This window comes from Streptomyces lacaronensis, assembly GCF_047337785.1.
In the GTDB taxonomy this organism is placed as follows: Bacteria; Actinomycetota; Actinomycetes; order Streptomycetales; family Streptomycetaceae; genus Streptomyces; species Streptomyces lycopersici.
Genome location: NZ_JBLHDK010000003.1, coordinates 4,065,550 through 4,087,227, shown reverse-complemented (window position 1 = coordinate 4,087,227; position 21,678 = coordinate 4,065,550). Strand labels below are relative to the sequence as shown.

Annotated in this window: 20 protein-coding genes, 1 pseudogene and 1 riboswitch; of the genes and pseudogenes, 7 read left to right on the top strand and 14 right to left on the bottom strand. The window is 70.5% G+C overall.

What is annotated here, in order from left to right:
• Positions 1 to 34: 34 nt before the first annotated feature.
• The 3 genes from ACMTAK_RS17195 to ACMTAK_RS17185 all read right to left on the bottom strand — a co-directional run bounded on the left by ACMTAK_RS17195 (position 35) and on the right by ACMTAK_RS17185 (position 2,885).
• A complete protein-coding gene (locus ACMTAK_RS17195) occupies positions 35 to 871 on the bottom strand; it encodes a YhjD/YihY/BrkB family envelope integrity protein (RefSeq protein ID WP_413807041.1) in 837 nt (278 codons plus the stop codon).
• 17 nt (positions 872 to 888) lie between these two features.
• Positions 889 to 2,292 carry a hypothetical protein gene (locus ACMTAK_RS17190; protein WP_413807040.1) on the bottom strand — a complete coding sequence of 468 codons (1,404 nt, stop codon included), beginning with the start codon at positions 2,290 to 2,292 and terminating at the stop codon, positions 889 to 891.
• A 323-nt stretch (positions 2,293 to 2,615) separates the two neighbouring features.
• Positions 2,616 to 2,885, bottom strand: a complete 270-nt coding sequence (locus ACMTAK_RS17185; RefSeq protein WP_413807039.1) for a hypothetical protein — start codon at positions 2,883 to 2,885, stop codon at positions 2,616 to 2,618.
• A 190-nt stretch (positions 2,886 to 3,075) separates the two neighbouring features.
• Here ACMTAK_RS17185 and ACMTAK_RS17180 point away from each other — a divergent pair.
• Positions 3,076 to 3,565, top strand: a pseudogene (locus tag ACMTAK_RS17180) (DUF5753 domain-containing protein).
• Positions 3,562 to 3,786 (top strand): DUF397 domain-containing protein, encoded by a 225-nt coding sequence (locus ACMTAK_RS17175; protein ID WP_413807038.1) that lies wholly within the window; start codon positions 3,562 to 3,564, stop codon positions 3,784 to 3,786. Before ACMTAK_RS17180 ends, ACMTAK_RS17175 begins: the two are co-directional and overlap by 4 nt.
• Before the next feature lie 33 nt (positions 3,787 to 3,819).
• Here ACMTAK_RS17175 and ACMTAK_RS17170 read toward each other — a convergent pair whose 3' ends face one another.
• The 4 genes from ACMTAK_RS17170 to ACMTAK_RS17155 form a co-directional block, all read right to left on the bottom strand.
• Positions 3,820 to 4,248 carry a hypothetical protein gene (locus ACMTAK_RS17170; RefSeq protein ID WP_413807037.1) on the bottom strand — a complete coding sequence of 143 codons (429 nt, stop codon included), beginning with the start codon at positions 4,246 to 4,248 and terminating at the stop codon, positions 3,820 to 3,822.
• Between the two features lie 2 nt (positions 4,249 to 4,250).
• On the bottom strand, positions 4,251 to 8,876 hold the full coding sequence (locus ACMTAK_RS17165; RefSeq protein WP_413807036.1) for a DUF6531 domain-containing protein: 4,626 nt from the start codon (positions 8,874 to 8,876) through the stop codon (positions 4,251 to 4,253).
• A gap of 67 nt (positions 8,877 to 8,943) precedes the next feature.
• On the bottom strand, positions 8,944 to 9,477 hold the full coding sequence (locus ACMTAK_RS17160) for a PrsW family glutamic-type intramembrane protease (RefSeq protein WP_413807035.1): 534 nt from the start codon (positions 9,475 to 9,477) through the stop codon (positions 8,944 to 8,946).
• A gap of 148 nt (positions 9,478 to 9,625) precedes the next feature.
• Complete coding sequence (locus ACMTAK_RS17155; protein WP_413807034.1) at positions 9,626 to 10,360, bottom strand: DUF4386 domain-containing protein; 735 nt, start codon at positions 10,358 to 10,360, stop codon at positions 9,626 to 9,628.
• 90 nt (positions 10,361 to 10,450) lie between these two features.
• Between ACMTAK_RS17155 and ACMTAK_RS17150 the strand changes: the two genes are divergently transcribed.
• Both ACMTAK_RS17150 and ACMTAK_RS17145 read left to right on the top strand, forming a co-directional pair.
• Positions 10,451 to 11,029: a MarR family winged helix-turn-helix transcriptional regulator gene (locus tag ACMTAK_RS17150; protein WP_413807033.1), complete on the top strand. Its 579-nt coding sequence runs from the start codon at positions 10,451 to 10,453 to the stop codon at positions 11,027 to 11,029.
• 124 nt (positions 11,030 to 11,153) lie between these two features.
• Positions 11,154 to 11,720, top strand: a complete 567-nt coding sequence (locus ACMTAK_RS17145) for a Uma2 family endonuclease (RefSeq protein WP_413807032.1) — start codon at positions 11,154 to 11,156, stop codon at positions 11,718 to 11,720.
• A gap of 4 nt (positions 11,721 to 11,724) precedes the next feature.
• Here ACMTAK_RS17145 and ACMTAK_RS17140 read toward each other — a convergent pair whose 3' ends face one another.
• Positions 11,725 to 12,351, bottom strand: a complete 627-nt coding sequence (locus tag ACMTAK_RS17140) for a TetR/AcrR family transcriptional regulator (protein ID WP_413807031.1) — start codon at positions 12,349 to 12,351, stop codon at positions 11,725 to 11,727.
• 143 nt (positions 12,352 to 12,494) lie between these two features.
• Here ACMTAK_RS17140 and mca point away from each other — a divergent pair, with 143 nt between their 5' ends.
• Positions 12,495 to 13,388, top strand: a complete 894-nt coding sequence (gene mca, locus ACMTAK_RS17135; RefSeq protein ID WP_413812918.1) for a mycothiol conjugate amidase Mca — start codon at positions 12,495 to 12,497, stop codon at positions 13,386 to 13,388.
• Here the strand turns inward: mca and ACMTAK_RS17130 are convergent.
• The 6 genes from ACMTAK_RS17130 to gcvT form a co-directional block, all read right to left on the bottom strand.
• Entirely contained in the window at positions 13,345 to 14,202 is an 858-nt protein-coding gene (locus tag ACMTAK_RS17130) for an RNA polymerase sigma-70 factor (RefSeq protein ID WP_413807030.1), read from the bottom strand. The genes mca and ACMTAK_RS17130 overlap by 44 nt on opposite strands.
• Entirely contained in the window at positions 14,199 to 14,756 is a 558-nt protein-coding gene (locus tag ACMTAK_RS17125) for a carboxymuconolactone decarboxylase family protein (RefSeq protein ID WP_413807029.1), read from the bottom strand. Before ACMTAK_RS17125 ends, ACMTAK_RS17130 begins: the two co-directional genes overlap by 4 nt.
• A gap of 102 nt (positions 14,757 to 14,858) precedes the next feature.
• Complete coding sequence (locus ACMTAK_RS17120) at positions 14,859 to 16,241, bottom strand: L-serine ammonia-lyase (RefSeq protein ID WP_413807028.1); 1,383 nt, start codon at positions 16,239 to 16,241, stop codon at positions 14,859 to 14,861.
• Between the two features lie 224 nt (positions 16,242 to 16,465).
• Positions 16,466 to 17,731 (bottom strand): serine hydroxymethyltransferase, encoded by a 1,266-nt coding sequence (glyA, locus tag ACMTAK_RS17115; protein WP_413807027.1) that lies wholly within the window; start codon positions 17,729 to 17,731, stop codon positions 16,466 to 16,468.
• Between the two features lie 26 nt (positions 17,732 to 17,757).
• Positions 17,758 to 18,138, bottom strand: coding sequence for a glycine cleavage system protein GcvH (gene gcvH, locus ACMTAK_RS17110; RefSeq protein WP_020868267.1), 381 nt, complete (start codon positions 18,136 to 18,138; stop codon positions 17,758 to 17,760).
• A 216-nt stretch (positions 18,139 to 18,354) separates the two neighbouring features.
• Complete coding sequence (gene gcvT, locus ACMTAK_RS17105) at positions 18,355 to 19,482, bottom strand: glycine cleavage system aminomethyltransferase GcvT (protein WP_413807026.1); 1,128 nt, start codon at positions 19,480 to 19,482, stop codon at positions 18,355 to 18,357.
• A 170-nt stretch (positions 19,483 to 19,652) separates the two neighbouring features.
• A riboswitch (glycine riboswitch) is annotated at positions 19,653 to 19,763 on the bottom strand.
• A 163-nt stretch (positions 19,764 to 19,926) separates the two neighbouring features.
• Between gcvT and ACMTAK_RS17100 the strand changes: the two genes are divergently transcribed.
• Positions 19,927 to 20,631 carry an AAA family ATPase gene (locus tag ACMTAK_RS17100; protein ID WP_413812917.1) on the top strand — a complete coding sequence of 235 codons (705 nt, stop codon included), beginning with the start codon at positions 19,927 to 19,929 and terminating at the stop codon, positions 20,629 to 20,631.
• 176 nt (positions 20,632 to 20,807) lie between these two features.
• Positions 20,808 to 21,614: an enhanced serine sensitivity protein SseB gene (locus ACMTAK_RS17095; protein ID WP_413807025.1), complete on the top strand. Its 807-nt coding sequence runs from the start codon at positions 20,808 to 20,810 to the stop codon at positions 21,612 to 21,614.
• Positions 21,615 to 21,678 lie beyond the last annotated feature (64 nt).

Below are 21,678 nucleotides of genomic sequence, written 5' to 3'. Positions count from 1 at the left end.
AACGCCCGCTCTCGAACGATATTCGAGGCGGCCTTCAGGGGCGTTCCCGTCCCCGCAGCGGGCGGATAGTCCGTGCGTACCAGGCCGACGAAGTCACCGCCGGCCCGGCCGCGAGACCGGCCACGGCGATGAGAAAGACGACGATCAGCCAGGTCAGAAGGGTGAAAACCGGGCCGAGCGGGCCGAAGTCGGCGAGGCTGCGGGCCATGGCCACGGGCATGAGCAGCCGGGAGAGGTAACCCAGCAGGACGGTCCCCACACCGGCGAGCACGGCGCCCGGCAGCAGGTGCGTCCAGGTGACGCGGCCGCTCAGCAGGAGATGCTGGGTCCACCACCACAGCAGAACGGCGGACAGCAGGGACAGCGCCAGCCCGGACACGATGCCCGTACCGAACCCCTTGCGCACCGGCGCCTGGACGAGGAGCACCGCGAGCCAGACGAGCAGCCACAGCAGCCAGCGCCACGCCGTGACGCGCACCGCCGCCCTGGGCAGCCCCCAGCACCGTTCGCAGATCGCCTGGAGCGCCCTGCTGAACGCCGTCGCGGACACCAGGGCGACCAGCAGTCCGACGATCCCCGAGGTGTTCTTGGCCGTTCCCCGGGTGGTGAACGTACGGCGCACCTCGTCGAGGACGTCACCGCGCACGCCCACCACCGAGCGCAGGGAGTCGGCCAGGAGGTTCTGCAGCGTATCGGGGACGAAGGCCGCCACCGCCATCAGCAGGGGGAGAGCGGTGAGGAACGCCTGGGCCGCCAGACGGGTGGCGGCTTCCAGCACGTTCACCGCCACCAGCCGCTCCAGGAACCGGGCGGCCGGGCCGCCGCCGATCGCGGTCGTGACGCGCTCCCACAGCGTCCGCGGCGCCCTCATGGCATACCGCCCGGCCGTCAGGGATGCCCGGGACGGCCGCCCGCCGCGGGGCCGTCGGGCGCGGGGCCGTTCGCCGCTGGCCCGGACGCCGCGGGGCCGCTCGCCGTGGGGCCGTTCGGCGCTGGCCCGGACGCCCCGGCGAGGACGCCGAGCAGCGCCAGGACCCCCACCACGATGCCGAGGACGAGCCCGACGGACGCCGGAGTGGGGTGGTTCCACAGCACCAGGGCCAGCGCGCCGCCCGTGATCGCCACGCCGGTGGTCCAGGCCCGATGGGTGTCCAGCCAGCGGCCGAAGCCCCCGGTGCGGGCTCCGACGCGAGCCAGGCCCCGGCCGATGGCGCCGGTGCCGCGTGCCGCGGCCGAGCGCACGACGTGGGCCCCGCGCCCGGGGCCGTACAGATACGCGGCGAGCGCGGTGACGATCGCGACGACGAGAAGGGTGCGGGTGCTTTCGCGCAGGAAGCGTACGAGCGTGTCGAAGATGAAGGCCGCCGGGCCCCGGGGCAGGGTCGTGGTGGGCGGGACGGAGTCCAGGTAGACGCCGCGCACCACGGCCAGGCCGACCAGTAGCGCGATCATCATCACCGCCGTGCCGATCCCGGCGGCCAGCAGCGTGATCCGATGCGCGGGGGAGACCCACACGGCGAGCGCGGCGAGCACGATCGTCACGGCGGGCAGCCAGATGCCGACGATGTCGAGGAGGCGCATCGCGCCTTGTGCTTCGTCCAGCTTGTCCGTCCGCACCAGCGTGAACTGCCGGTCGATGTGCGGGATCCTGGCGGCCTTCTCGTAGCCCGCCCGGACGAGGCGCTGTTTGACGTTGTCGACAAGGGTGCCGATGTCCAGGACGATCGCGTTCCCACGGGCCTGGACCGCGCTGGTGCCCTCACCGGTGAGGACCTTGACGACGGCGGCGTGGGCGCGGCGGTTGGCCGCGTCCCACACCAACGGGAACTGATCGCTGGCGATCACCTTGTGGACCACGCGGTGCACGGCGTTGGTGAGGGCGCTCTCCAGCGGCCCGCCGAGCATCCGGGTGCCGTCCACGACGACGGACGGGGCTCCGGTCTTGTCCAGGTTCCTGGCGAGATGGGCCGTGATGGCGGGCACGTCGACCCGGTCGACCACGCGTTTGGTGAGCCGGTTGGTGACGGTGGACTGGACGCCGGGGTTCCTGGCGATCGGGGCGACGGTCTGGACATACCGGTGAGGGTCGGTGATCTCTTCGTGCAGCCAGGTGGCGACGACGGCGAGCGGGGAGAGCAGAACCGCCAGGACGAGCAGCACACACGCGCCCGCGTGGCGAAGCCGCCGGTGGCGTACGGCCGCGGCCCCGCGCAGCCGCTCGTACTCCCGTCGCTCGCTCCCGCTCAGCGGGTGGGGCTCGGCGGGGCCGGAGGCGTCGGCGGACGGATCCATGGGTCCTCCCTCGCGCGGGACGGAGGGAAGCGCCACCGGACGGAGGCGCCGCCGAAGATTGGCGGCGTCAGGGCGCTGGCCACCCCGGCGGGCGGCGCATCTCCTCGATCCGCGGTCCGAGGTTCTGGAAACGCGGCGACGGGCCGTTTTGATTCGCGGCCAGGAGCCGGGAGCCGATGTGGTGGTGAGGGGGGCGTGGTGGCGAGCCCGGCGCGGGGTACCCGTGGGACGGCCCTTTCCGGCGCCCACGCCCCCTGACCGGGAGGCCACTGCCCCCAGGAGGTCACATGACGGCGGCGGGGCGCGGACCGCACCGATCACGGTTATGGCGCGTGCGGGTGCTGCGCGCCGCCCTCCCCGGCCGCCGGGAAACGGAGGGCCCAGGCGTCGGCCGTCCACTCGACCCCGCCTCGCTCCGGCCGGAGGAATGCGACGCGATCGCTGGTCATCCGGTGGTCGAAGCGCAATTCGGCGACACTGTCCACCGCCTGCACCACGCCGGTACGGCCACTGGCCGGGTCGTACGCCACCTGGCCGGGGGCGGGCACTGGACGGTGGTTGTTGGGCTGTGGCTGATGGAGCCGGTGGTTCATACGGCTCGTCCTTCGGGCTGCCGGGGGATGTGGACGGTGTGGGCGGGGTGGCGTCGGCGCAGTACCTCGTAGTCGGTGGCCTTGCTGTAGTCCCCGGCTCGTTTGGCCTGTTCGCGCAGTGCCGCGTAGTGGCGGCAGGTGGGACAGGTGTCGTTTGACGGGCATCTCGAACTACTCGGCGGCGCTAGTCATGGGCATGCTTCAGACGGCCGAGTACGCGCGGGAGGTCTTCCAGGCCGCGCATCCCCGGGCGGGCCAACGAAATCGACGCGAAGATCGAGCGGCGATTGAGGAGGCGCGAGGTGATGGAGAAGGACGCACCTCCGCTGCTCTGGAGCGTTCTGAACGAGACGTGCCTACGGACTGCGGTGGGTGGCTCCGAAGTCATGGCCGCACAGCTCGCCCACCTCCTGAAGGAGGCCGAGTCTCCGCACATCACCCTTCAGGTACTACCGTTCGCGGTGGGAGCGTCCCCGGCGGCGGAGAGTTTCACGCTCCTGACGTTCGACGAAGGGCCGAACGTCGCCTACGCGGACACGGCGATGGCAGGCCAACTCATCGATTCGCCGGAGCGGGTGGCAAACGCTACGGCCGCTTACGAACGGTTGCGGGCTGCCGCTCTGCACCCCGGTCAATCCTTGTCCATGATCCGTAAAGTGATGGAGGAATACGCCCGATGAAGACCGCCCTCGACCTGTCCCGTGCTGAGTGGGTCAAGTCCAGCTACAGCAACGGCAACGAAGGTGAGTGCGTGGAATTCGCACCCGGCATAGCCATCACTGCCGGTATCGTCCCCGTCAGGGACAGCAAGCACCCGGCAGGCCCTGCCCTCGTCTTCCCCGTGGAGGCGTGGACTTCGTTCACGAGCGCCGTGCGCAGCGGACAGTTCCCGACCGCCTGAGCCGCAGTGACGCGCGGCCAGCTGGGCGGATGCCTAGAAGTTATCCGCGAACGGATCATGCATTCCTCCCCAATGGAATACATGTGAGCCTGTTTCAGATGAATACTCTACTCGCGCTCCCGCGTCGGGAAGGTTGAATTCTTCTCGCAGCCATCCGTCGATGGCGAGGGCGGCGACTTCCGCGCGGTAGTCGCTGAGCGGAAACGTGAGTCGATGGACTGCGATCTCCATTCCTTCGGGGAAGCGTGAGGTGAGTTTATCCGAGTGAAGCGATACGCCGACGCAGAGCCACGCCAGATCTTTCCAATTGATGCCCCGGGGAGGGGATAGGTGAATATTTCGGTGGATTTGGATGTGCTGTTGATCCGGTCTGCCGTTCGCGACGCTCTCGGCGGACAAGTCGGCGGCAAGCCCCCCATTTGGGAAGCGTTTACGGAATTTGAAAGTCCGAATGGCTGTCATTGCTATTCCAGGAATTTCAGCAGGTGAAAGACGGATTTGCTGAAGAAATGCTCTTCGCCCATTCCCGTTCTGCCTCGTATGTAGTCGTAACCGTGTGGCATTCCATCTCCGTATAGTCGACTATGGCGATCCATAAATAATTCCGCTTCCCTGGGACTCATTTCGATGATATCGGCCTTGCGTAGGATTGCAAAGTCGCGTTCGGAGACTTTGAAGGTCAGTATCTCTACGTCATACCCACGGCTCTGTCGACGTTCCAGATAGCGCTCGGCATCCGCCCTGCTCCCCCACGAGTAGACACCTTCTCCGTATTGGCCCCGGTTTGCTTCTGTAGGCCACGGGGTGCCGTCACCTCGTAGCCGCACGGCATCTTCAGGGCCTTGCACTGTGTGGAACTCGCGGCAGGGGGCGAGGCCAAGGGGATCGGTCCAGGTGTGGGGGTTGTGGACGTAGGTGATCGGGTTGGGGGCTGGGGTGAGGCCCAGGGGGTCGGGGGTGAGGTAGCGGGCGGTGTGGGGGTCGTAGTAGCGGTGATGGTTGTAGTGGAGGCCGGTTTCGGGGTCGAAGTATTGGCCGGGGAAGCGGAGCGGGGTGTAGGCCGTGCTGTCGGCGGCCCAGGTCGTGGTGCCCCAGAGGGTGGAGCGGGTGTGCCAGGCGATGGTGCCCGATTCGTCGACGAGTTCGGTGGGGGTGCCGACGAGGTCGGTGACGATCGCGAAGAAGCGGGCGTCGATCTCGCGTTGGGTGGTGGCTTCGGTGACGCGCTCGGTCTGGGCTATGGGGTGAAGGCCGTCATGGTCCCAGGTGAGGGTGACCGGGTGGGGGAGGCCCGGGGTGGTGGTGGTCTGTTCTATGAGGGTGGGACCGTCCCAGGTGAAATCCGTTCGCTCCAGGACGCTTTCGCCGTCGGCCGCGAGGCGTTGTTTGGTGGTGCGACGGCCGAACGGGTCGTAGAGGTAGCGCCAGACGGTGCCGTCGGGGGTGGTGACCGATGCCAGGCGGTCTTCGGCGTCCCAGGTGTAGCGCCAGGTATCCGGCTTGCGGGACAGGCGGGTCTTCTGGCGGAGAGTGAGGCGGCCCGCCTCGTCGTGTTCGTAGCGGACCGAGCCCGCGCCGGTGATGCGCGTGCCGGTGTAGGTGCGGGGGCCCGTCGACTCCTGGGCGGGTTGTGTGCTCGGCCAGGTCGCGTGTGTCTGGTTGCCTGCCTCGTCGTAGGCGTAGGTCTCGGTCCAGCCGTGGGCGTTGACGGCCGTCACCCGGCCTGCCGCGTCCAGGTCGAAGGTGCGTCGGCCCGACAAGTGGTCGTCCACCGCGATGAGGTGGTCGTCGGCTCGATAGTTGTACGTCCGGTGGATGCCGCCAGCTGCGCCGGTCAGCGATTGTGTGGTCAGGCGGCCGTGCGGGTCCCAAGTGTGGGTGAGGGTGAGGGCGTTGCCGATGTGGCGCGTGGTCTCGCGGCCCGCCGCGTCGTGTGCCGAGGCGAGGGTGTGGTTCCCGACGGTCACGGTGGTGCGGTTGCCCGCGGTGTCATAGGCGTAGCCCGTGACGGCACCGGTGGGTGTGGTGCGGCGGGTGCGGCGGCCCAGGGGGTCGTAAGCATGCGTCAGGACGCGGCCGTTCACCATTTCGGACGTCACCCGGCCCAGGGGGTCGCGCTGGTAGACGACCTCCGCGTCCGGGTCGGCAGCTGAGGCCAGGAGCCCGGCGGGATCGTAGGTGAAGGTTGTGGTGCGGTCGCCGGACGCTTTGCGTATCAGTCGGCCGAGCACGTCGTACTCGTACGTGATGGTCCGGCCCAGTGGATCGGTCCGGGCGGTCAGATGGCCCGCCGCGTCGTATGCGTATCGCACGGTTCGGTCGTCGAAGTCCGTCTCCGCTGTCAGGCGGCCCGCCAGGTCGTACGCGTATCTCCAGGTCAGCCCTTGCGGATTGGTGACCTTCGTCAGCCGCAGCGCCGCGTCGTGCTCGAACTCGTAGCGGACCCCGTCCGGGCCCGTGCGGGCCGCGAGCAGGTCGAAGTGGGTGTACTCGTACACCGTCGTGCCGCCGACGGGGTCGGTGTGCGTGGTGCGGTTGCCCTCGCCGTCGTAACGCCAGGACTCCGCCGATCCATCCGGCCCGGTGCGGCGCAGGAGTTCGCCCTCCGGGCTCCAGTCGTAGCGGGTCACCGCGCCTAGTGGGTCGGTCTCGGCCACGACGCGGCCGAACGCGTCCCGCTGGAAGAAGGTCGTGGCTCCCAGCGGGTCGGTGATCTCGATCGGGAGTCCGGCCCCGTCGCAGCGCACCCGGGTGGTCGCGCCCAGCGGATCGGTGACGGCGAGCAGACCTCCGCGCGGGTCGTAGCGGTAGCGGGTGGTGGCGGCGAGCGGGTCGGTGAGGGTGGTTCGGTTGCCTGCCGCGTCGAAGGTCTGCCGCCACACCGCGCCGCCCGGATCGGTGATCTGTACAGGGTTGCCCTGTGCGTCGAGCGCCGCGCTGATCTCGCTGCCGTCCGGCCGGATGACGGCCGTCAGATGCCCGTGCTCGTCGTAGCGGAAGCCGGTGGTGCGGCCCAGCGGGTCGGTCTCGGCGACCGTACGGCCCGCCTGGTCGTACACCGTGCGGCTGACCGCGCCGGCCGCGTCGATCTCCCCGACGACCTGGTGCGCCTCGTCGATCAGATAGCGGGTGACCGCACCGTCCGGGGAGGTCAGGGTCGTGACCTTCCATCCGGGGAAATCCGGGTCCACCCCGTCGTATCCGATGCGAAAGGTGTAGTGGCCGCCCTCGCCGCCCTCGGCGACGACCCGGTCCCGCTCGTCGTAGGCGTAGGAGTACCAGCGGTTGTTGGTGTCGATCCAGGACGTGACCCGCCCGGCGCGGTCGTAGACGAAACGCAGCGGCAGGCCCGAGGAGCCCGTGACCTCGGTGAGTTGGCCGTCGGTGTAGCCGTAGCCCATCACCCGTACGTCCCCCACCCACAGGCCGGTGATCCGCTCGTTCTCCGACGTCAGCCGCAGCCGGTAACCACCGCTGTGGAGGATCTCGACCGGCGCGCCGGAAGCGTCGTCGTAGGTGAAAATGACGCGGTTGCCGTTGCGGTCGGCGATCTCCCGGAGCAGCGCCGACGCCTCGTCGCCGCAAGGGGTGAAGGTGCGGACGAGCCCGGCGTCCGGGTCGGTGAGGGTGTACGTAACCCCGTCCGCCGTCCGTGCCAGCGGCCACCGCGGGCCCTCCGCGGGCAGGACCGCGGCGCCGCCCGGCACCGGATGCGGATAGGCCAGCAGCAGACCGTCCTCGGTGAAGAAGAGCACGCCCTGCTCGTCGGACTCCAGTCGCTGGTCGGCCGTCGATGCCCAGGTCGGGCCGAACCACCGCCCGGCGCGGTATCCGGAGTCCACTCGGCGGGAGAACACCAGCGGCAGCACACCCGGCAGCTCCACATCCGTCTGCGGCAGGAACATCCGCCCGGTCGCCAGATCCACCGGATCGGTGCGACCGTGCCGCACCCGGTCCCAGGTACGGGAGAACACCCCCCGGCCTCGGCTCCGGAGCGCGCCGCGCGCCCATTGCGTCGCCTCACGCGCCGCCAGCCTGGCTCCGACGCGTGAGGCGACCGGGGCCAGGGCGCGCGGGGCGAGGCCCATCAACAGCGTCTCCGCCAGCCCTCCGCCCATGGCGAGCTCCAGCGGCAGCGCGTAGGGCATGGCGAACATGGCGAGGGTAAGGAGAAGGGGAAGGCCGGTCTCGAGGAGCTTTTCCAGCAGGAAGCGGTCGGTGCCGAGGATGCGGTAACCCCCCAGAGGGGCCTCGCCGGCCGCGATGGCCGACCAGCGGGACAGCAGCAGGACGCCGACGACGAGTGAGCCCGCGCAGACGGCGATCCGGAACTGGACGAGGGCGACGGCCTCGCCCAGCGGAGACGCGCTCGCCCTCCGATAGCCGCGTACGGCGGAGATCAGGCGCCACAGGGTCAGGGCCAGCGCGGCCAGGCCGACGCCGACCAGGACGCGCCGCCCGGTACCCCCGGTGAAGTACTCCTGCAGATCCTTCGTGGACGGGAAGGAGCCCACCGCCAGATACAGCAGGGAGGGGACGGCCAGCAGCAGACTGAGCACCAGAAGCGCCTTCTCGTGCCGCGGCCAGCGGGGGCGCTGCTCCCGGGCCCGGTGCCACAGCTGCCGTAAGGTCACGCCACGCCATGCCTCCTGGCTGTGGGTGGCGTCCATACGGTGGGTCTGCTGGACGACCGACTCGCGCAGCGGCTCCAGCTTCTCCGCGCGGGTACGGGGGTGGGCCGTGGCGTACAGCAGCGCTCGGCGCTGCCGGGCGTAGCCCAGGGCGATGATCCAAGTGGCCGGAAGGCGCAGCAGGGCGTATCCGGAGAGAGCTTCGGGGGCGGCTTGGCCCTGGCGCTCGGCCGCCAGCGCGACGTCAGGCGCACGGCGTCGACCGAGGCGGGACCGGCGCAGATCCCAGATCCACGCGGCGGCAAGGCACCCCAGGATGATCCACAGCCCCCACTCCCCGGCCAGCCGCTCCCGCCACTCCATCGCCGTGTCATCGCCCTGGAAGACGGCGGCGTAGTTGGTCACCCAGTGGATCGCCACCGCCCCGGCCAGCGGCAGCAGTGCCGCGGCCCGGGTCACTGCGCGGGCACCACACCACAGCAGGCCCACCCCCAGCCCGGCCAGCGCGCTGGTGAAGATGTGCGCCTCATAGGGGAAGTACCGGCCCTCCGACCTCGACGGTGCCGGTCGGTGCGGGAAACCAGCTGCTGACGATCTGCCCGAGGCCGGGAACATACGGGGGGTCGATCAGCCCCTCCGCGATCTGCCAGCCGCCCTCATCCAGGGGAACGGCCTTGCCCGCGGACTCTGCGTACATCAGAAGCTTTTCCAGCAGACCGAATCCGGCACCGGCGGCCCCGCCCAGCACCACGAAGTCCGCCAGGCCCCACTGCATCCGCCCGCGCAGCGCCCACCCCGCGATCAGGAGCGGTGCGATCTTGATCAGCTCTTCCACCACCGGAGCCGTCGTCCACGACACCGCATCCATGACGGCCGACAGCGAGGTCCCCCTCGCGGTGGCCAACTGCCGCGCCACCACGAGCTCCAGCACCATCGAGAGCACACCGCAGCCGTAAGCGCCCACCCCGAAGGCGAGCAGCACCGTCGGCCACCGCACCGTCCGCACCGGCCAGGACAGCAACAACAGCTGCAGCACAGCCCATACCGACGCCGCAGCCATCCAGAACGCCACGCCCCGTGCCCCCTCAATGTTGTCAGTGATCCGTCACGCTAAGTCGAACGGCGGTGACCTACAAGGGAGTTCATGGTCATGTGGTCTATGGATCCACGCTCTGTGCGTGTCCTCGGCGGGTGCGCGCGTCCGACGGTCACTGGTGCCGGGACGGGCGGGTGCGGGGCAGCAGGAACGCGGTGATGACCAGCCAGATGAGCCCGCCGAAGCGGACGACCGGCAGCAGGTAGCCGAACGGGTCGGCGATCAGCGAAAGCAGCGAGACCATGCCCGCGGCGGCCAGCGCCAGCCCGGTCCAGGTGAGTGGGCGAGGCAGCAGGCGGGTCATCAGCCCGGTCACCGAGATGCCGGAGACGAGCATCGCGAACGTCACCGAGTAGGCGACGCCGCCGGACAGGAACGACAGGTCGGCCAGTGCGCGGGCCAGGGCCGGATCGGCGTCCATGGGCAGACGGCCGCCGGCCCAGCCGAACAGCGCGCTGCCGGTCAGCGCCCCGGCCGCCAGCACCCCGCCCACCAGCGTGATCGCCGAGCCCGGTGCGGTGATGCCCAGCGCTCGCAGCCGCCGGTAGAGCACCGCCGCCATCAGCGCCAGTGGCGTGGCCGAGGCGAACAGCAGGAGCGAACCCAGCTCGATGGTGCTGCCGTTGTCCCGCGCGTACTTCAGGACCTCCTTGCCGGAGGCGTCGGGGCGTGGGGTCGAGCTGTTGACGACGACGTAGCCGATGGTCAGGACCGCGAACGCCAGCACGGGCGCCAGCAGCGGAGGCCCGCCCTGCGGGCGGCGGCCGGGGGTGTGCCCGGCGGGGGCGGTCCGGGTGGAAGGGGCGGTGGAAGGGGTGGGGGACGTCTGGGGGGTCGTGCTGGGCATGGCTTCTCCTCCGTTGGGTCGGTTCGGACAACCGATACGAAGGATAATGATTACAAGCTGAAACGATTGTCAAGCGGCTATGATGTCTGCATGGGAATGACCAATGAAGGTGAACGGCCACCGGGTCCGCCCCCGACCGGTGCCGCCTTCCTGCTCGCCCAGCTCGGCGCCCACGCCGCCGAGCTGTTCGCCGAACGCCTCGCCGAGCTGCACCTGACCCCGCCGCAGGGCGGCCTGCTCCGGCTGCTGGCCGACTCACCCGGCCGCAGCCAGCGCGAACTCGCCGACGACCTGGGCATGCCGCCGAGCCGGTTTGTCGCGTTCGCCGACGAACTGGAGGAGCGCGGGCTGATCGAGCGCCGCAGGAACCCCGCCGACCGGCGCCTGTACGCGGTTCATCTGACCGATGAGGGCGGAAAGCTGCTGGCAGGGCTGCGGAAGGTGGGCGCGGAGCACGAGCGCCGGATGACCGATGGCCTCTCGGAGCAGGAGCGGGATCAACTGACCGGACTGCTGCGGCGGCTGGCGGACCGGCAGGGCCTCAGCCCCGGCGTTCACCCCGGCTTCCGCTCGATGCGCGCCGAACGCCCCGGCCGCCGGGGAGGCCGCCGTAAGGGGGCGTCCGCCGACGCGCTCGACGACGTGGAGATCTTCACCCGTGAACCGTGACGGGACGGGGGACGCGGGCCGGCGGGTCCCTGCGCTGGGCCGTGAGCCCGGAGCAGGGGCGCCTGCCCCGGTACGCTGAGCGCAGCAGTGCCACACCCGTCGCGCAGGGTCAGGGAGGTGAGTCATGACCGCCGAGATGGTCGCTCCGGCGTGGATGCATGAGCAGATCACGGCTGAGCAGTACGACTCCTGGTCCGAGGAGCAGTGCGCGGGGATCGAGATCGTGGACGGGATGGTCGTGGTGGGCCCCAGCGCGTCGAAGCGGCACAACCGCCTGGCCCGGATCCTTGCCAACGCCCTGGAAGACGCCGCGGGCCCTGACTGGAACGCCGATACGGACTTCGACGTCCGGCTTCAGGATGTGCCGCTCACCAATCGTCGTACCGACGTGGTCGTGTATCGCGCGGAAACGATCGACGTCACGCCCACCCGCCCCGAGCATGTGCTGCTGGTCGCCGAGGTGGTGTCGCCCGGTTCGGAGACCACCGACCGCGTTGTGAAGGTGGACCAGTACGCCAAGGCGGGCATCGCCTTCTACTGGCGGATCGAGCAGGCGGCCACCGGTGTCCCGCTCGTCTACACCTACGTCCTCGACCCCGCGACCCGGACCTACCGGGAGGGAGACGTGTTCACCGGTGTGGTGAAGGTCGCGGCTCCGTTTCCGGTGCGGGTCGATCTCGGTCAGCTCTGACGGCTCAGCGCACCGCGTAGCCGCCCAAGGAAGGCTCCAGCAGGTCGAAGACCTTCTCGGCTGAGCGGGTTGCCGTGGCGGCGATTTCGTGGTTGGGGCGGCCTGCGCGGGTGAGGGTCTGGACGTGGTGGAACAGGGTCCGGTGGGCGGCGGTGAGGAGGGCGGCGGCGGCTCGGGGGGTGGGGTCCTCCGGGGCGGGGGCCGTGGCGGTGGTGAGTGCGTCCGCCAGGGCTTCCTCGCGTTGGTCGTGGAGTTCGCGGAGTCTCGCGGTCAGGGTGGGGCTGTCGGCGAGCATGCGGGCGAACTCCGGGCTGGAGAAGCCGACGACGGGGTCATGACGCTCGACCGCGGCCAGATATGCGCGGCGCAGCGCGGTCAGGGCGGATTCGCCGGTCGGGCGGTCCGCGACCGTCCGGGCCAGGGCGGTGGTGATGGTCTCGTGGTAGTCGAGGGCCAGGTCTTCCTTGCGCGGGAAGTAGTTCGTGACCGTCATCTTGGCCACCTGGGCGGCCGTCGCGATCTCGGCGATGGTCACCGCCTCGAAGCCGCGCTCCATGAAGAGCCTGGTCGCGGTGTCGGAGATCATCTGGCGCGTCTGCCGCTTCTTCAGCTCACGCAGTCCTGCTGTCATGGCACCCATCCTCGCATGGGCGGCTCTAAGTTTGTGGTTGACCTAAATTTGGGTTCGGACTATTTTTTGGTCGTCAAACACTCGGTCAATCGGTCACTCAGCCACCACGAGCCATCCCAGGAGCGCGTTTGAACCTGCGTCTGATGAGCGTGCACGCCCACCCCGACGACGAGTCCAGCAAGGGCGCGGCCACGCTGGCCAAATACGCCGCCGAGGGGGTGGAGGTGCTGGTGGTCACCTGCACCGGAGGGGAGCGTGGCGATGTGCTCAACCCCGCCATGGACCGCCCCGGTGTGCGGGAGAACCTCGCCGCGATCCGGCGGGACGAGATGGCCGAGGCCCGCCGGATCCTTGGCGTACGGCAGCACTTCCTGGGGTTCGTCGACTCGGGGCTCCCGGGGCCGGGCGAGCCGCTGCCCGAGGGGTGCTTCGCCCTCGCGCCGCTGGAGGAGGCGGCCGGGCGCCTGGCGGGACTGATGCGGAGCTTCCGGCCGCATGTGGTCGTCACGTACGACGAGACCGGCGGCTATCCGCACCCGGATCACATCAGGACCCATGAGGTGACGGTCGCCGCCTTCGACGCGGCGGGGGAGGCCGACCGCCATCCCGAGGCGGGCGCGCCCTGGCGCCCCCTGAAGCTCTACTACCAGGGCGGCTTGTCGCGGCCCTGGTTCCAGGCCTTGCACGACGCCATGACCGCGCGCGGCATGGACTCGGGCATGCGGGAGGTGCTGGCCGAACTGCCCGAGGCGGGGCTGGAGATCACCACGCGGGTGCCGTGTGCGGAGTACTTCGCGACCAGGGACCGGGCCCTGCTCGCCCATGCCACGCAGATCGACCCGAACGCCGGGTTCATGCTTCATGACCGTGACACTGAGCGGCAGGTCTGGCCCACTGAGGACTACCACCTGGCCCGGTCCCACGTCGATGTCGACATCGATGTCGCGACTCCCGAGGACGACCTGTTCGCCGGTGTGCGGCGCCCCCAGCGGCCTACGGCGGCGGCAGGTGCCGCAGCTTCTCCGGGTTGCGGATGATGCGGATCTCGGTGATGCGCCCGTCCTCGACCTCCGCACAGGCGACCGTGTCCGGGCGGCCCGCGACCGTGAGCAGCAGTCCCGGCCGGCCGTTGACGTCCACCGCGTGCACCTGGGGGTCGTCCATCGGCTGGGCGATGACGGCGGCGAGGAAACGGGCGACCTTCTCCGCGCCCTGCTGCGGGCGGAGGGCGGCCTTCACCTTGCCGCCGCCGTCGCTCCACGCCGTCACATCGGGGGCGAGCAGCTCCATCATGCGGTTCAGGTCGCCGCCGAGACACGCGGCCAGGAACTCCTCGGTGACTTGCCGCCGCACCTCCGCCGGGGCGTCGTAACGCGGCCGGCGGGCCTGGACATGGGCCCTGGCCCGGCTGCCCACCTGCCGTACGGCCGCCTCGCCGCGGTCCAGCATTCCGGCGATCTCCCGGAAGGAGAAGCCGAAGACCTCTTTGAGTACGAAGACCGCCCGCTCCAGCGGCGACAGACTCTCCAGTACGACGAGCATGGCGAGCGAGACCGACTCGGCCAGCTCCACCTCCTCGCCGACGTCCGGCCGGGTGACCAGCGGTTCGGGCAGCCAGGGGCCGACGTACTGCTCGCGGGTGGCGGCGGCCGAGGTGAGCCGGTTGAGCGCGAGGTTGGTGACCGTACGGGCCAGATAGCCCGCCGGGTTCTCCACCGGCGTGGACACCTGACCGCAGCGCAGCCAGGCGTCCTGCACCACGTCCTCGGCATCGGCGACGGAGCCGAGCATGCGGTAGGCGATGCCGAACAGCATCCGCCGGTGCTCTTCGAAGGTGGTCGTGTCGATCACGCCCGCGACGGTACCTCGCAGGCGTCCGAGAAGCCCTGGCTGGTCAGGCCGAAGGCGCTGTTGACGCGCGAGCGGTAGTTCTCCAGGCCGACCATGGCGGTGAGTTCGACGAACGCCGCCTCACCGAGCCGCTCGATCAGGGCGGCCGCGAGCTCGTCGGTCACACGGGGCGCGGTCTCGGTCATCGCCTCGGCGTAGTCCAGGACGAGCAGCTCCAGCTCGGTGAAGGCGTCCTGGTGGTCGCGCCACCGCGGCACCTTGGAGATCTTGTCCTTCGGGAGGCCGAGGTTGTCGGCCTCCCAGTGCCCGAAGTCCATGCACCACGAGCAGTTGATCCTGGCCGCCACGGCCATGACCGCGAGGTGCTTGAGGCCCGGGTCGAGGCGGTTCCACTTGGCGGCACCGCGCTCCTGCCGTACGTAGGTGAGCAGCACCCGCGGATTGTGGCCGACGGCCAGACCGGGGTCGAGCACCTTGCCGTAGGCGCGCCGGGAGTACCAGGCGCCGACGCGGTTGAGCAGCGTGCTGGGCGGAGTGAGCGAAATACGGGCCATGGCGGGCTCTCCATCGTGTCGTACCTGTGGTGGCAATGCCGTGCACAGGTGCGACAGAGCAGCCCGCCGGAGTGTGACATCCGGCGGGCCGCGAGGGCCGTTTCAGCACTCGATGACGTTCACCGCGAGCCCGCCCCGCGCCGTCTCCTTGTACTTGACCTTCATATCCGCGCCCGTCTGCTTCATCGTCTTGATGACCTTGTCGAGCGAGACATGGTGGCGGCCGTCGCCGCGCAGGGCCATCCTCGCGGCGGTGACCGCCTTGACCGAGGCCATGCCGTTGCGCTCGATGCAGGGGATCTGGACCAGGCCGCCGACCGGGTCGCAGGTGAGGCCGAGGTTGTGTTCCATGCCGATCTCGGCGGCGTTCTCCACCTGCTCCGGGGAGCCGCCGAGAACCTCGGCGAGGCCGCCGGCGGCCATGGAGCAGGCGGAGCCGACCTCGCCCTGGCAGCCGACCTCGGCGCCGGAGATCGAGGCGTTCTCCTTGAAGAGCATGCCGATGGCGCCCGCGGCGAGGAGGAAGCGGATGACGCCCTCCTCGTCCGCGCCCGGGACGAAGCGGGTGTAGTAGTGCAGGACGGCGGGGATGATACCCGCCGCGCCGTTGGTGGGGGCGGTGACCACGCGGCCGCCCGCCGCGTTCTCCTCGTTGACCGCCATGGCGTAGAGGGTGATCCACTCCATGGCACGGGCGCCCGGGTCGCCCTCGGAGCGCAGGGCGCGGGCGGCGGTGGCGGCTCGGCGGCGGACCTTGAGGCCGCCGGGCAGGATGCCCTCCTGGGACATGCCGCGGGCCACGCACGCCTCCATGACCTGCCAGATCTCCAGCAGCCCGGCCCGGATCTCCGGCTCCGTGCGCCATGCCTTCTCGTTCTCCAGCATCAGGGCCGAGATGGACAGGCCCGTCTCCTGGGAGAGCCGCAGCAGTTCGTCACCGGTGCGGAAGGGGTGGGTGAGAACGGTGTCGTCGAGCTTGATGCGGTCCTCGCCGACCGCGTCCTCGTCCACCACGAAGCCGCCGCCGACCGAGTAGTACGTCTTCTCCAGCAGCGGATGGCCCCCGGCGTCGTACGCGCACAGCGTCATGCCGTTGGCGTGGTACGGCAGTGAGCGGCGGCGGTGCAGGATCAGCTGGGCCGAGTCGTCGAAGTCGATCTCGTGGCCGGGGCCGATCTCGGCGCCGAGCAGCCGCAGCCGCTTGGTGGTGCGGATGCGCTCGACCTCGCCGTCGGCCGTATCGACGTCGACGGTGCGCGGGGAGTTGCCCTCCAGGCCCAGCAGCACGGCCTTCGGGGTGCCGTGGCCGTGACCGGTGGCGCCCAGCGAGCCGAAGAGCTCGGCCCGGACGGACGCGGTGTGGGCCAGCAGACCCTCGTTCTTCAGCCGGCGGACGAACATCCGCGCGGCCCGCATCGGGCCGACGGTGTGCGAACTGGACGGGCCGATGCCGATCGAGAAGAGGTCGAATACGGAAATGGCCACCGGGGGACTCCTTCGTCTGCACGCCGGGGGAAGCGTGTGCCCGCGGGGGAAGCGTGCGGGCCGTGCGTGGGGTGGTGCGGGGTCGGTGCGGGTGGTGTGTGAGGTGGTGCGGGTGGTGTGTGAGGTGCTGCGGGGTCGGTGCGGGGCCGTGCGTGGGGTGGTGCGGCGGGGGCGCGCCAGGGCGGACGCGCCCCCGGGTCCGCGTTACTCCGGGTTGCTCCGGCTCACTTGGACAGATGCGCGTACAGCGGGTGCTTGTCGGCCAGGGCGGTGACCCGGGCCTTCAGCGCCTCCGCGTCGTACGACGGCTTGAGCGTCTCCGCGATCACGTCGGCGACCTCGCGGAAGTCCTCCGTGGTGAAGCCGCGCGTGGCCAGCGCCGGGGTGCCGATCCGCAGGCCCGAGGTGACCATCGGGGGCCGCGGGTCGTTCGGGATCGCGTTGCGGTTGACCGTGATGCCGACCTCGTGCAGCCGGTCCTCGGCCTGCCGCCCGTCCAGCTCGGAGTCGCGCAGATCGACCAGGACCAGATGGACATCGGTGCCGCCGGAGAGGACGGCGACGCCCACCTCCCGGACATCGTCCTGGGTCAGGCGCTCGGCGAGGATCCTGGCGCCCTCCAGCGTGCGCTCCTGGCGCTCCTTGAACTCCGAGCTCGCCGCCACCTTGAAGGACACCGCCTTCGCCGCGATCACATGCTCCAGCGGACCGCCCTGCTGACCCGGGAAGACCGCCGAGTTGATCTTCTTGGCCAGGTCGGCGGTGGAGAGGATCACGCCACCGCGCGGACCGCCCAGGGTCTTGTGGGTGGTGGTGGTCACCACATGGGCGTGCGGTACGGGCGAGGGGTGCAGCCCGGCCGCCACCAGACCCGCGAAGTGGGCCATGTCGACCATCAGGTACGCGCCGACCTCGTCCGCGATCCGGCGGAAGGCGGCGAAGTCCAGCTGGCGCGGGTATGCCGACCAGCCCGCGATCACCAGCTTGGGGCGGTGCTCCTTGGCCAGCCGCTCGACCTCGTCCATGTCGACCAGACCGGTCTCGGCGTCCACGTGGTAGGGCACCACGTTGTAGAGCTTGCCGGAGAAGTTGATCTTCATGCCGTGGGTCAGATGGCCGCCGTGCGCCAGGTTCAGCCCCAGGATGGTGTCGCCGGGGGAGAGCAGGGCGAACATCGCGGCCGCGTTGGCCTGGGCGCCCGAGTGCGGCTGGACGTTGGCCGCCTCGGCGCCGAAGAGCTCCTTGACCCGGTCGATGGCGATCTGCTCGACCACGTCGACGTGCTCACAGCCGCCGTAGTAGCGGCGGCCGGGGTAGCCCTCGGCGTACTTGTTGGTCAGGACCGAGCCCTGGGCCTCCATGACCGCCGACGGAGCGAAGTTCTCGGAGGCGATCATCTCCAGGGTGGACTGCTGGCGGTGGAGTTCGGCGTCGACAGCAGCGGCGACGTCCGGGTCGAGCTCGTGCAGGGAGCTGTTGAGAAGCGACATCGAGGGTCCCGATCGAATAAGGAGGGTCAGTTTTCGGCGAAAGCGGTGTACTCGTCGGCGGAGAGCAGGTCCTCCGGCTCGCTCGTCACCCTCACCTTGAACAGCCAGCCGCCCTCGAAGGGGGCGGAATTCACCAGCGCCGGATCGTTCACCACGTCCTCGTTGATCTCGGTGACCTCACCGGAGACCGGCGTGTACAGATCGCTGACCGACTTGGTGGACTCCAGCTCACCGCAGGTGTCACCGGCGGAGACCGTGGAGCCGACGTCCGGGAGCTGGACATAGACGACATCGCCGAGCGCGTTGGCCGCGAATTCGGTGATGCCGATCGTCGACACGCCGTCCTCGCCGGCGGCCGACAGCCACTCGTGCTCCTTGCTGTACCGCAGCTGCTGGGGGTTGCTCATGGTCCGATTCTCCTGGATACGGGGGAGTGCTTGGGAAACGGGTCTTAGCTGGTGGGACGCGGCGCCGAGGAATACGGTGCCGAGGGATACGGCGGCGAGGGGACGCGATGGGCCGGGGGCCCGCTCGGCGCCCGCCCTTGTGGAAGCCCGGCGCGCACGCTCATGGAAGCCCGGCGTCCGCGCTCATGGAAGCCCGGCGCTCACGCCGGTGGTAGCTCAGCGCTCGCGCTTGTAGAAGGGGAGCGCCACGACCTCGTACGGCTCCCGGGCACCACGGATGTCCACGAAGACCCCCTCGGTGCCGGGCTTCGCGTACTCCGGGTCCACGTACGCCATCGCGATCGGCCTGCCCAGCGTCGGCGAGGGCGCGCCCGAGGTGACCTGGCCGATCGACGAGCCGTCGGCGGCCACCACGGCGTATCCGGCGCGCGGCACCCGGCGGCCTGAAGCGATCAGGCCGACCAGGGTGCGCGGGGTGACGGTGTCCGCCTGGTGGGACGCGGCCTCCAGGGCCTCGCGGCCGACGAAGCCGCCCGGCTTGTCGAACTTCACCACCCGGCCGAGCCCCGCGTCGAAGGGGGTGGTGTCGGTGGTCAGCTCATGCCCGTACAGCGGCATGCCCGCCTCGAGACGCAGGGTGTCCCGGCAGGAAAGACCGCAGGGCACCAGGCCCACCGGGGCCCCCGCCTCGGTCACCGCCTCCCAGACCCGCTCGGCGTCGTCCGGTGCCAGGAACAGCTCGAAGCCGTCCTCACCCGTGTAGCCGGTGCGGGCGATCATGGCGGGGACGCCCGCGACGGTGCCCGGCAGCCCGGCGTAGTACTTCAGCCCGTCCAGGTCGGCGTCGGTCAGGCGCTTCAGGATCCCCGCGGACTCGGGCCCCTGGACGGCGAGCAGCGCGTAGGCGTCGCGGTCGTCCCTCACGGTCGCCTCGAAACCGCCGGCCCGCTCGGTCAGCGCGTCCAGCACCACCTGCGCGTTGGCGGCGTTGGCCACGACCAGGAACTCCTCGTCCCCGAGGCGGTAGACGATCAGGTCGTCCAGGATGCCGCCCTCGTCGTCGCAGATCATGGTGTAGCGGGCGCGGCCCACGGCGAGCGCGGACAGCCGGCCGACCAGCGCGTGGTCCAGGGCGTCCCCGGCCCGCGGACCGATGAGAGAGATCTCACCCATGTGGGAGAGGTCGAAGAGCCCGGCGCGGGTGCGTACCGCGGTGTGCTCGTCGCGCTCGCTGCCGTAGCGCAGCGGCATGTCCCAGCCGGCGAAGTCGGTCATGGTGGCGCCGAGCGCGCGGTGCCGCGCGTCCAGCGCGGTACGGCGTGGGGTGGGCGGGGCGTCGGTCACGATTCAGGCTCCAGAGGTCGGGGTCGCGCGACGGCGAGGACGGACGACAAGGACGCGTGCGTCCTCCCCATCTGTCATCGGAACCTGAGAGGTTCGCCGTGACGCCCGTAAGGGGCCCGGTTTGCACCTTGGGTGGAGCCGCGCCCGCGCGGCCCGCTTTTCAGATCTGCCTCGTCCGTGCGGTATCGGGGCCTGAGAGATTCAAGGGAGGACTTGCTCCTTCGGCGCCCTGGACACCCGGCACGGATGCCGATGACCAAGGACTCTCCCGCGCGGATTCAAGCGGCCGGTATGGAGTTGCGCGGACATCATCGCATGTATGGCCGAGAAGGGAAGCCCCGATCCGACGGGGCTCCGGCCGCCCGGTCAGGGGCAGCCTTGCCCGACATTACCTTTTCTTGACACTCTGCGGGTACGAGCAGCGTTGACCGACCTGGGAGGACGATCACGGTGCATGGGCAGGGAACGTACGCGACAACACAGAGGCTCCTGCCGGCGCGGCGTGGGCGCACCCCCTCCGGGTCGACGGCCCGGCCCGGTCGAAGAAGCGCGGTGCACGATCTGCGCGCCGGGGCGGAGGGTGGCGGCGCGGACCCGCGTGAGCTGCGGTTTCCGGCAGGGGATGTGCTGGTCGCCTCCGGGCTGCCGGGCAGTGGCAAGAGCACCCTGATCAACCGGACGGTGCCGCTCCTGGACGAGACGGGCGCGGTCGTGATCAGGGTGGACTCGCAGAACACCCGGGAGACGTGGGAGCGCCGGCTGCCCGGCTGGCTGCCGTACGCGCTCTACCGACCGCTGGTCCGGTACGCCCACTACGCCGGGCTGCGCCGGGCGCTGCGCTCGGGCGTGAGCGTGGTGGTGCACGACTGCGGGGCGCTGCCGTGGGTCCGCCGCTGGCTGGCCCGGGACGTGCGGCGCCGGGGCCGCAGTCTCCACATGGTGCTGCTGGACGTGGGCGCCACGGAGGCGCTGGAGGGCCAGGCCGCCCGTGGCCGCGGGGTCTCCGCCTACGCCTTCGGGCGGCATCTGCGCGCGATGCGGCGGCTGATCACCGGGATGGAGGAGGGGCGGCCGCCGCGGGGGTGCGCGTCGGCGGTGCTGCTGGACCGGCGAGGCGCGAGCGCGCTGCGCTGCATCTCCTTCGAGTGATCACGCCTCTCCCCCAAGTGGCCGAAAATCGGCCATTGGCATCACACAGCGTGACGAGGGCGAGTCCGGGCGAGGTGGGGAAGTGCTGTGGAGATCGCCGCCGCCCCCTCCGGCCCCGGGCCGCCCAGCGGTTAGGGTGCTTCGGGCAGGTCGGACGAGATGGCGGTTGGACGAAGATGAGCTTCCCGGAGCAGTACGGAGCGGCCCCGGCGCACGGAGGATTCCCGGACGGCGGGTATGCCGCGCATCCGGCGTTTCCCGGCAATGAGCTCGAAGAGGTGATGGCCGCCTCCGTCGACGTCCCCGGCGCCGGAGCGCGCATCGTCGAGACGCTCTCCCGCAGCCACCTCTGGATTCCACTGCCCAACGGCGGGGGCCCGGGCAGCCCGAGCCTCGATCTGCCCACGATGGAGATCGACGGCGGCGCGTATGTCCCGGTGTTCAGCTCCGAGCAGCAGTTCCTCCAAATCGTCGGCTCCCATATGTCCTTCACCATCGCCCCGGCCGTGGAGTTCGCCCGCGGGCTGCCGCCCCAGCTCGGCATCGCGGTGAACCCCGGTGGCGCGGTGGTCGTACCGCTGCCTCCGCCCGCCGTCCGGGAGTTGTGCCGCGCCGGGCGTACCGAGCTCGACGGCCCGGCCAACGGTGGCCGGGTGCGGCTCTTCGAACCGGACTGGCAGGACGAGCCGGTGGACTTCCTGGCCGCCGCCGGGATCGAGTTCGCCAAGGGCACCGGGGTGCGGACCGCCCGGCGCGCCCTGGCCAGCGTCGAGGGCGACGAGCCGGCGCTCTTCGTCGGTGTGCAGCTCGACGAGCCCGGCCCCGAGGGGCAGGCGCGCGCGGTGGAGGCGCTGGGCCGCGCCCTCGGTTCGGTGCCGGTGCCGTGGAAGGTTCAGCTGGTACTGCTGGACGTGGCGCAGGGCGATCCGGTGGCCGACTGGATGCTGGGACGGGTGCGGCCGTTCTACGACCGTGACCTCTGACTCACCCCTGGGTCCGCTGCCGCGGCCCGTAAGCTGGTTTGATGACCAGGAGGGGTGCGAGCAC

Excerpts from the sequence above, each read along its gene's own strand:
- ACMTAK_RS17125 (WP_413807029.1), bottom strand. The coding sequence starts at position 14,756 with ATGGCCCGTATTTCGCTCACTCCGCCCAGCACGCTGCTCAACCGCGTC.
- ACMTAK_RS17150 (WP_413807033.1), top strand. The coding sequence starts at position 10,451 with ATGGGAATGACCAATGAAGGTGAACGGCCACCGGGTCCGCCCCCGACC.
- ACMTAK_RS17175 (WP_413807038.1), top strand. The coding sequence starts at position 3,562 with ATGAAGACCGCCCTCGACCTGTCCCGTGCTGAGTGGGTCAAGTCCAGC.
- ACMTAK_RS17185 (WP_413807039.1), bottom strand. The coding sequence starts at position 2,885 with ATGAACCACCGGCTCCATCAGCCACAGCCCAACAACCACCGTCCAGTG.
- ACMTAK_RS17160 (WP_413807035.1), bottom strand. The coding sequence starts at position 9,477 with ATGGCTGCGGCGTCGGTATGGGCTGTGCTGCAGCTGTTGTTGCTGTCC.
- gcvH (WP_020868267.1), bottom strand. The coding sequence starts at position 18,138 with ATGAGCAACCCCCAGCAGCTGCGGTACAGCAAGGAGCACGAGTGGCTG.
- ACMTAK_RS17195 (WP_413807041.1), bottom strand. The coding sequence starts at position 871 with ATGAGGGCGCCGCGGACGCTGTGGGAGCGCGTCACGACCGCGATCGGC.
- mca (WP_413812918.1), top strand. The coding sequence starts at position 12,495 with ATGAGCGTGCACGCCCACCCCGACGACGAGTCCAGCAAGGGCGCGGCC.
- ACMTAK_RS17170 (WP_413807037.1), bottom strand. The coding sequence starts at position 4,248 with ATGACAGCCATTCGGACTTTCAAATTCCGTAAACGCTTCCCAAATGGG.
- ACMTAK_RS17095 (WP_413807025.1), top strand. The coding sequence starts at position 20,808 with ATGAGCTTCCCGGAGCAGTACGGAGCGGCCCCGGCGCACGGAGGATTC.
- ACMTAK_RS17140 (WP_413807031.1), bottom strand. The coding sequence starts at position 12,351 with ATGACAGCAGGACTGCGTGAGCTGAAGAAGCGGCAGACGCGCCAGATG.
- ACMTAK_RS17155 (WP_413807034.1), bottom strand. The coding sequence starts at position 10,360 with ATGCCCAGCACGACCCCCCAGACGTCCCCCACCCCTTCCACCGCCCCT.
- ACMTAK_RS17190 (WP_413807040.1), bottom strand. The coding sequence starts at position 2,292 with ATGGATCCGTCCGCCGACGCCTCCGGCCCCGCCGAGCCCCACCCGCTG.
- glyA (WP_413807027.1), bottom strand. The coding sequence starts at position 17,731 with ATGTCGCTTCTCAACAGCTCCCTGCACGAGCTCGACCCGGACGTCGCC.
- ACMTAK_RS17145 (WP_413807032.1), top strand. The coding sequence starts at position 11,154 with ATGACCGCCGAGATGGTCGCTCCGGCGTGGATGCATGAGCAGATCACG.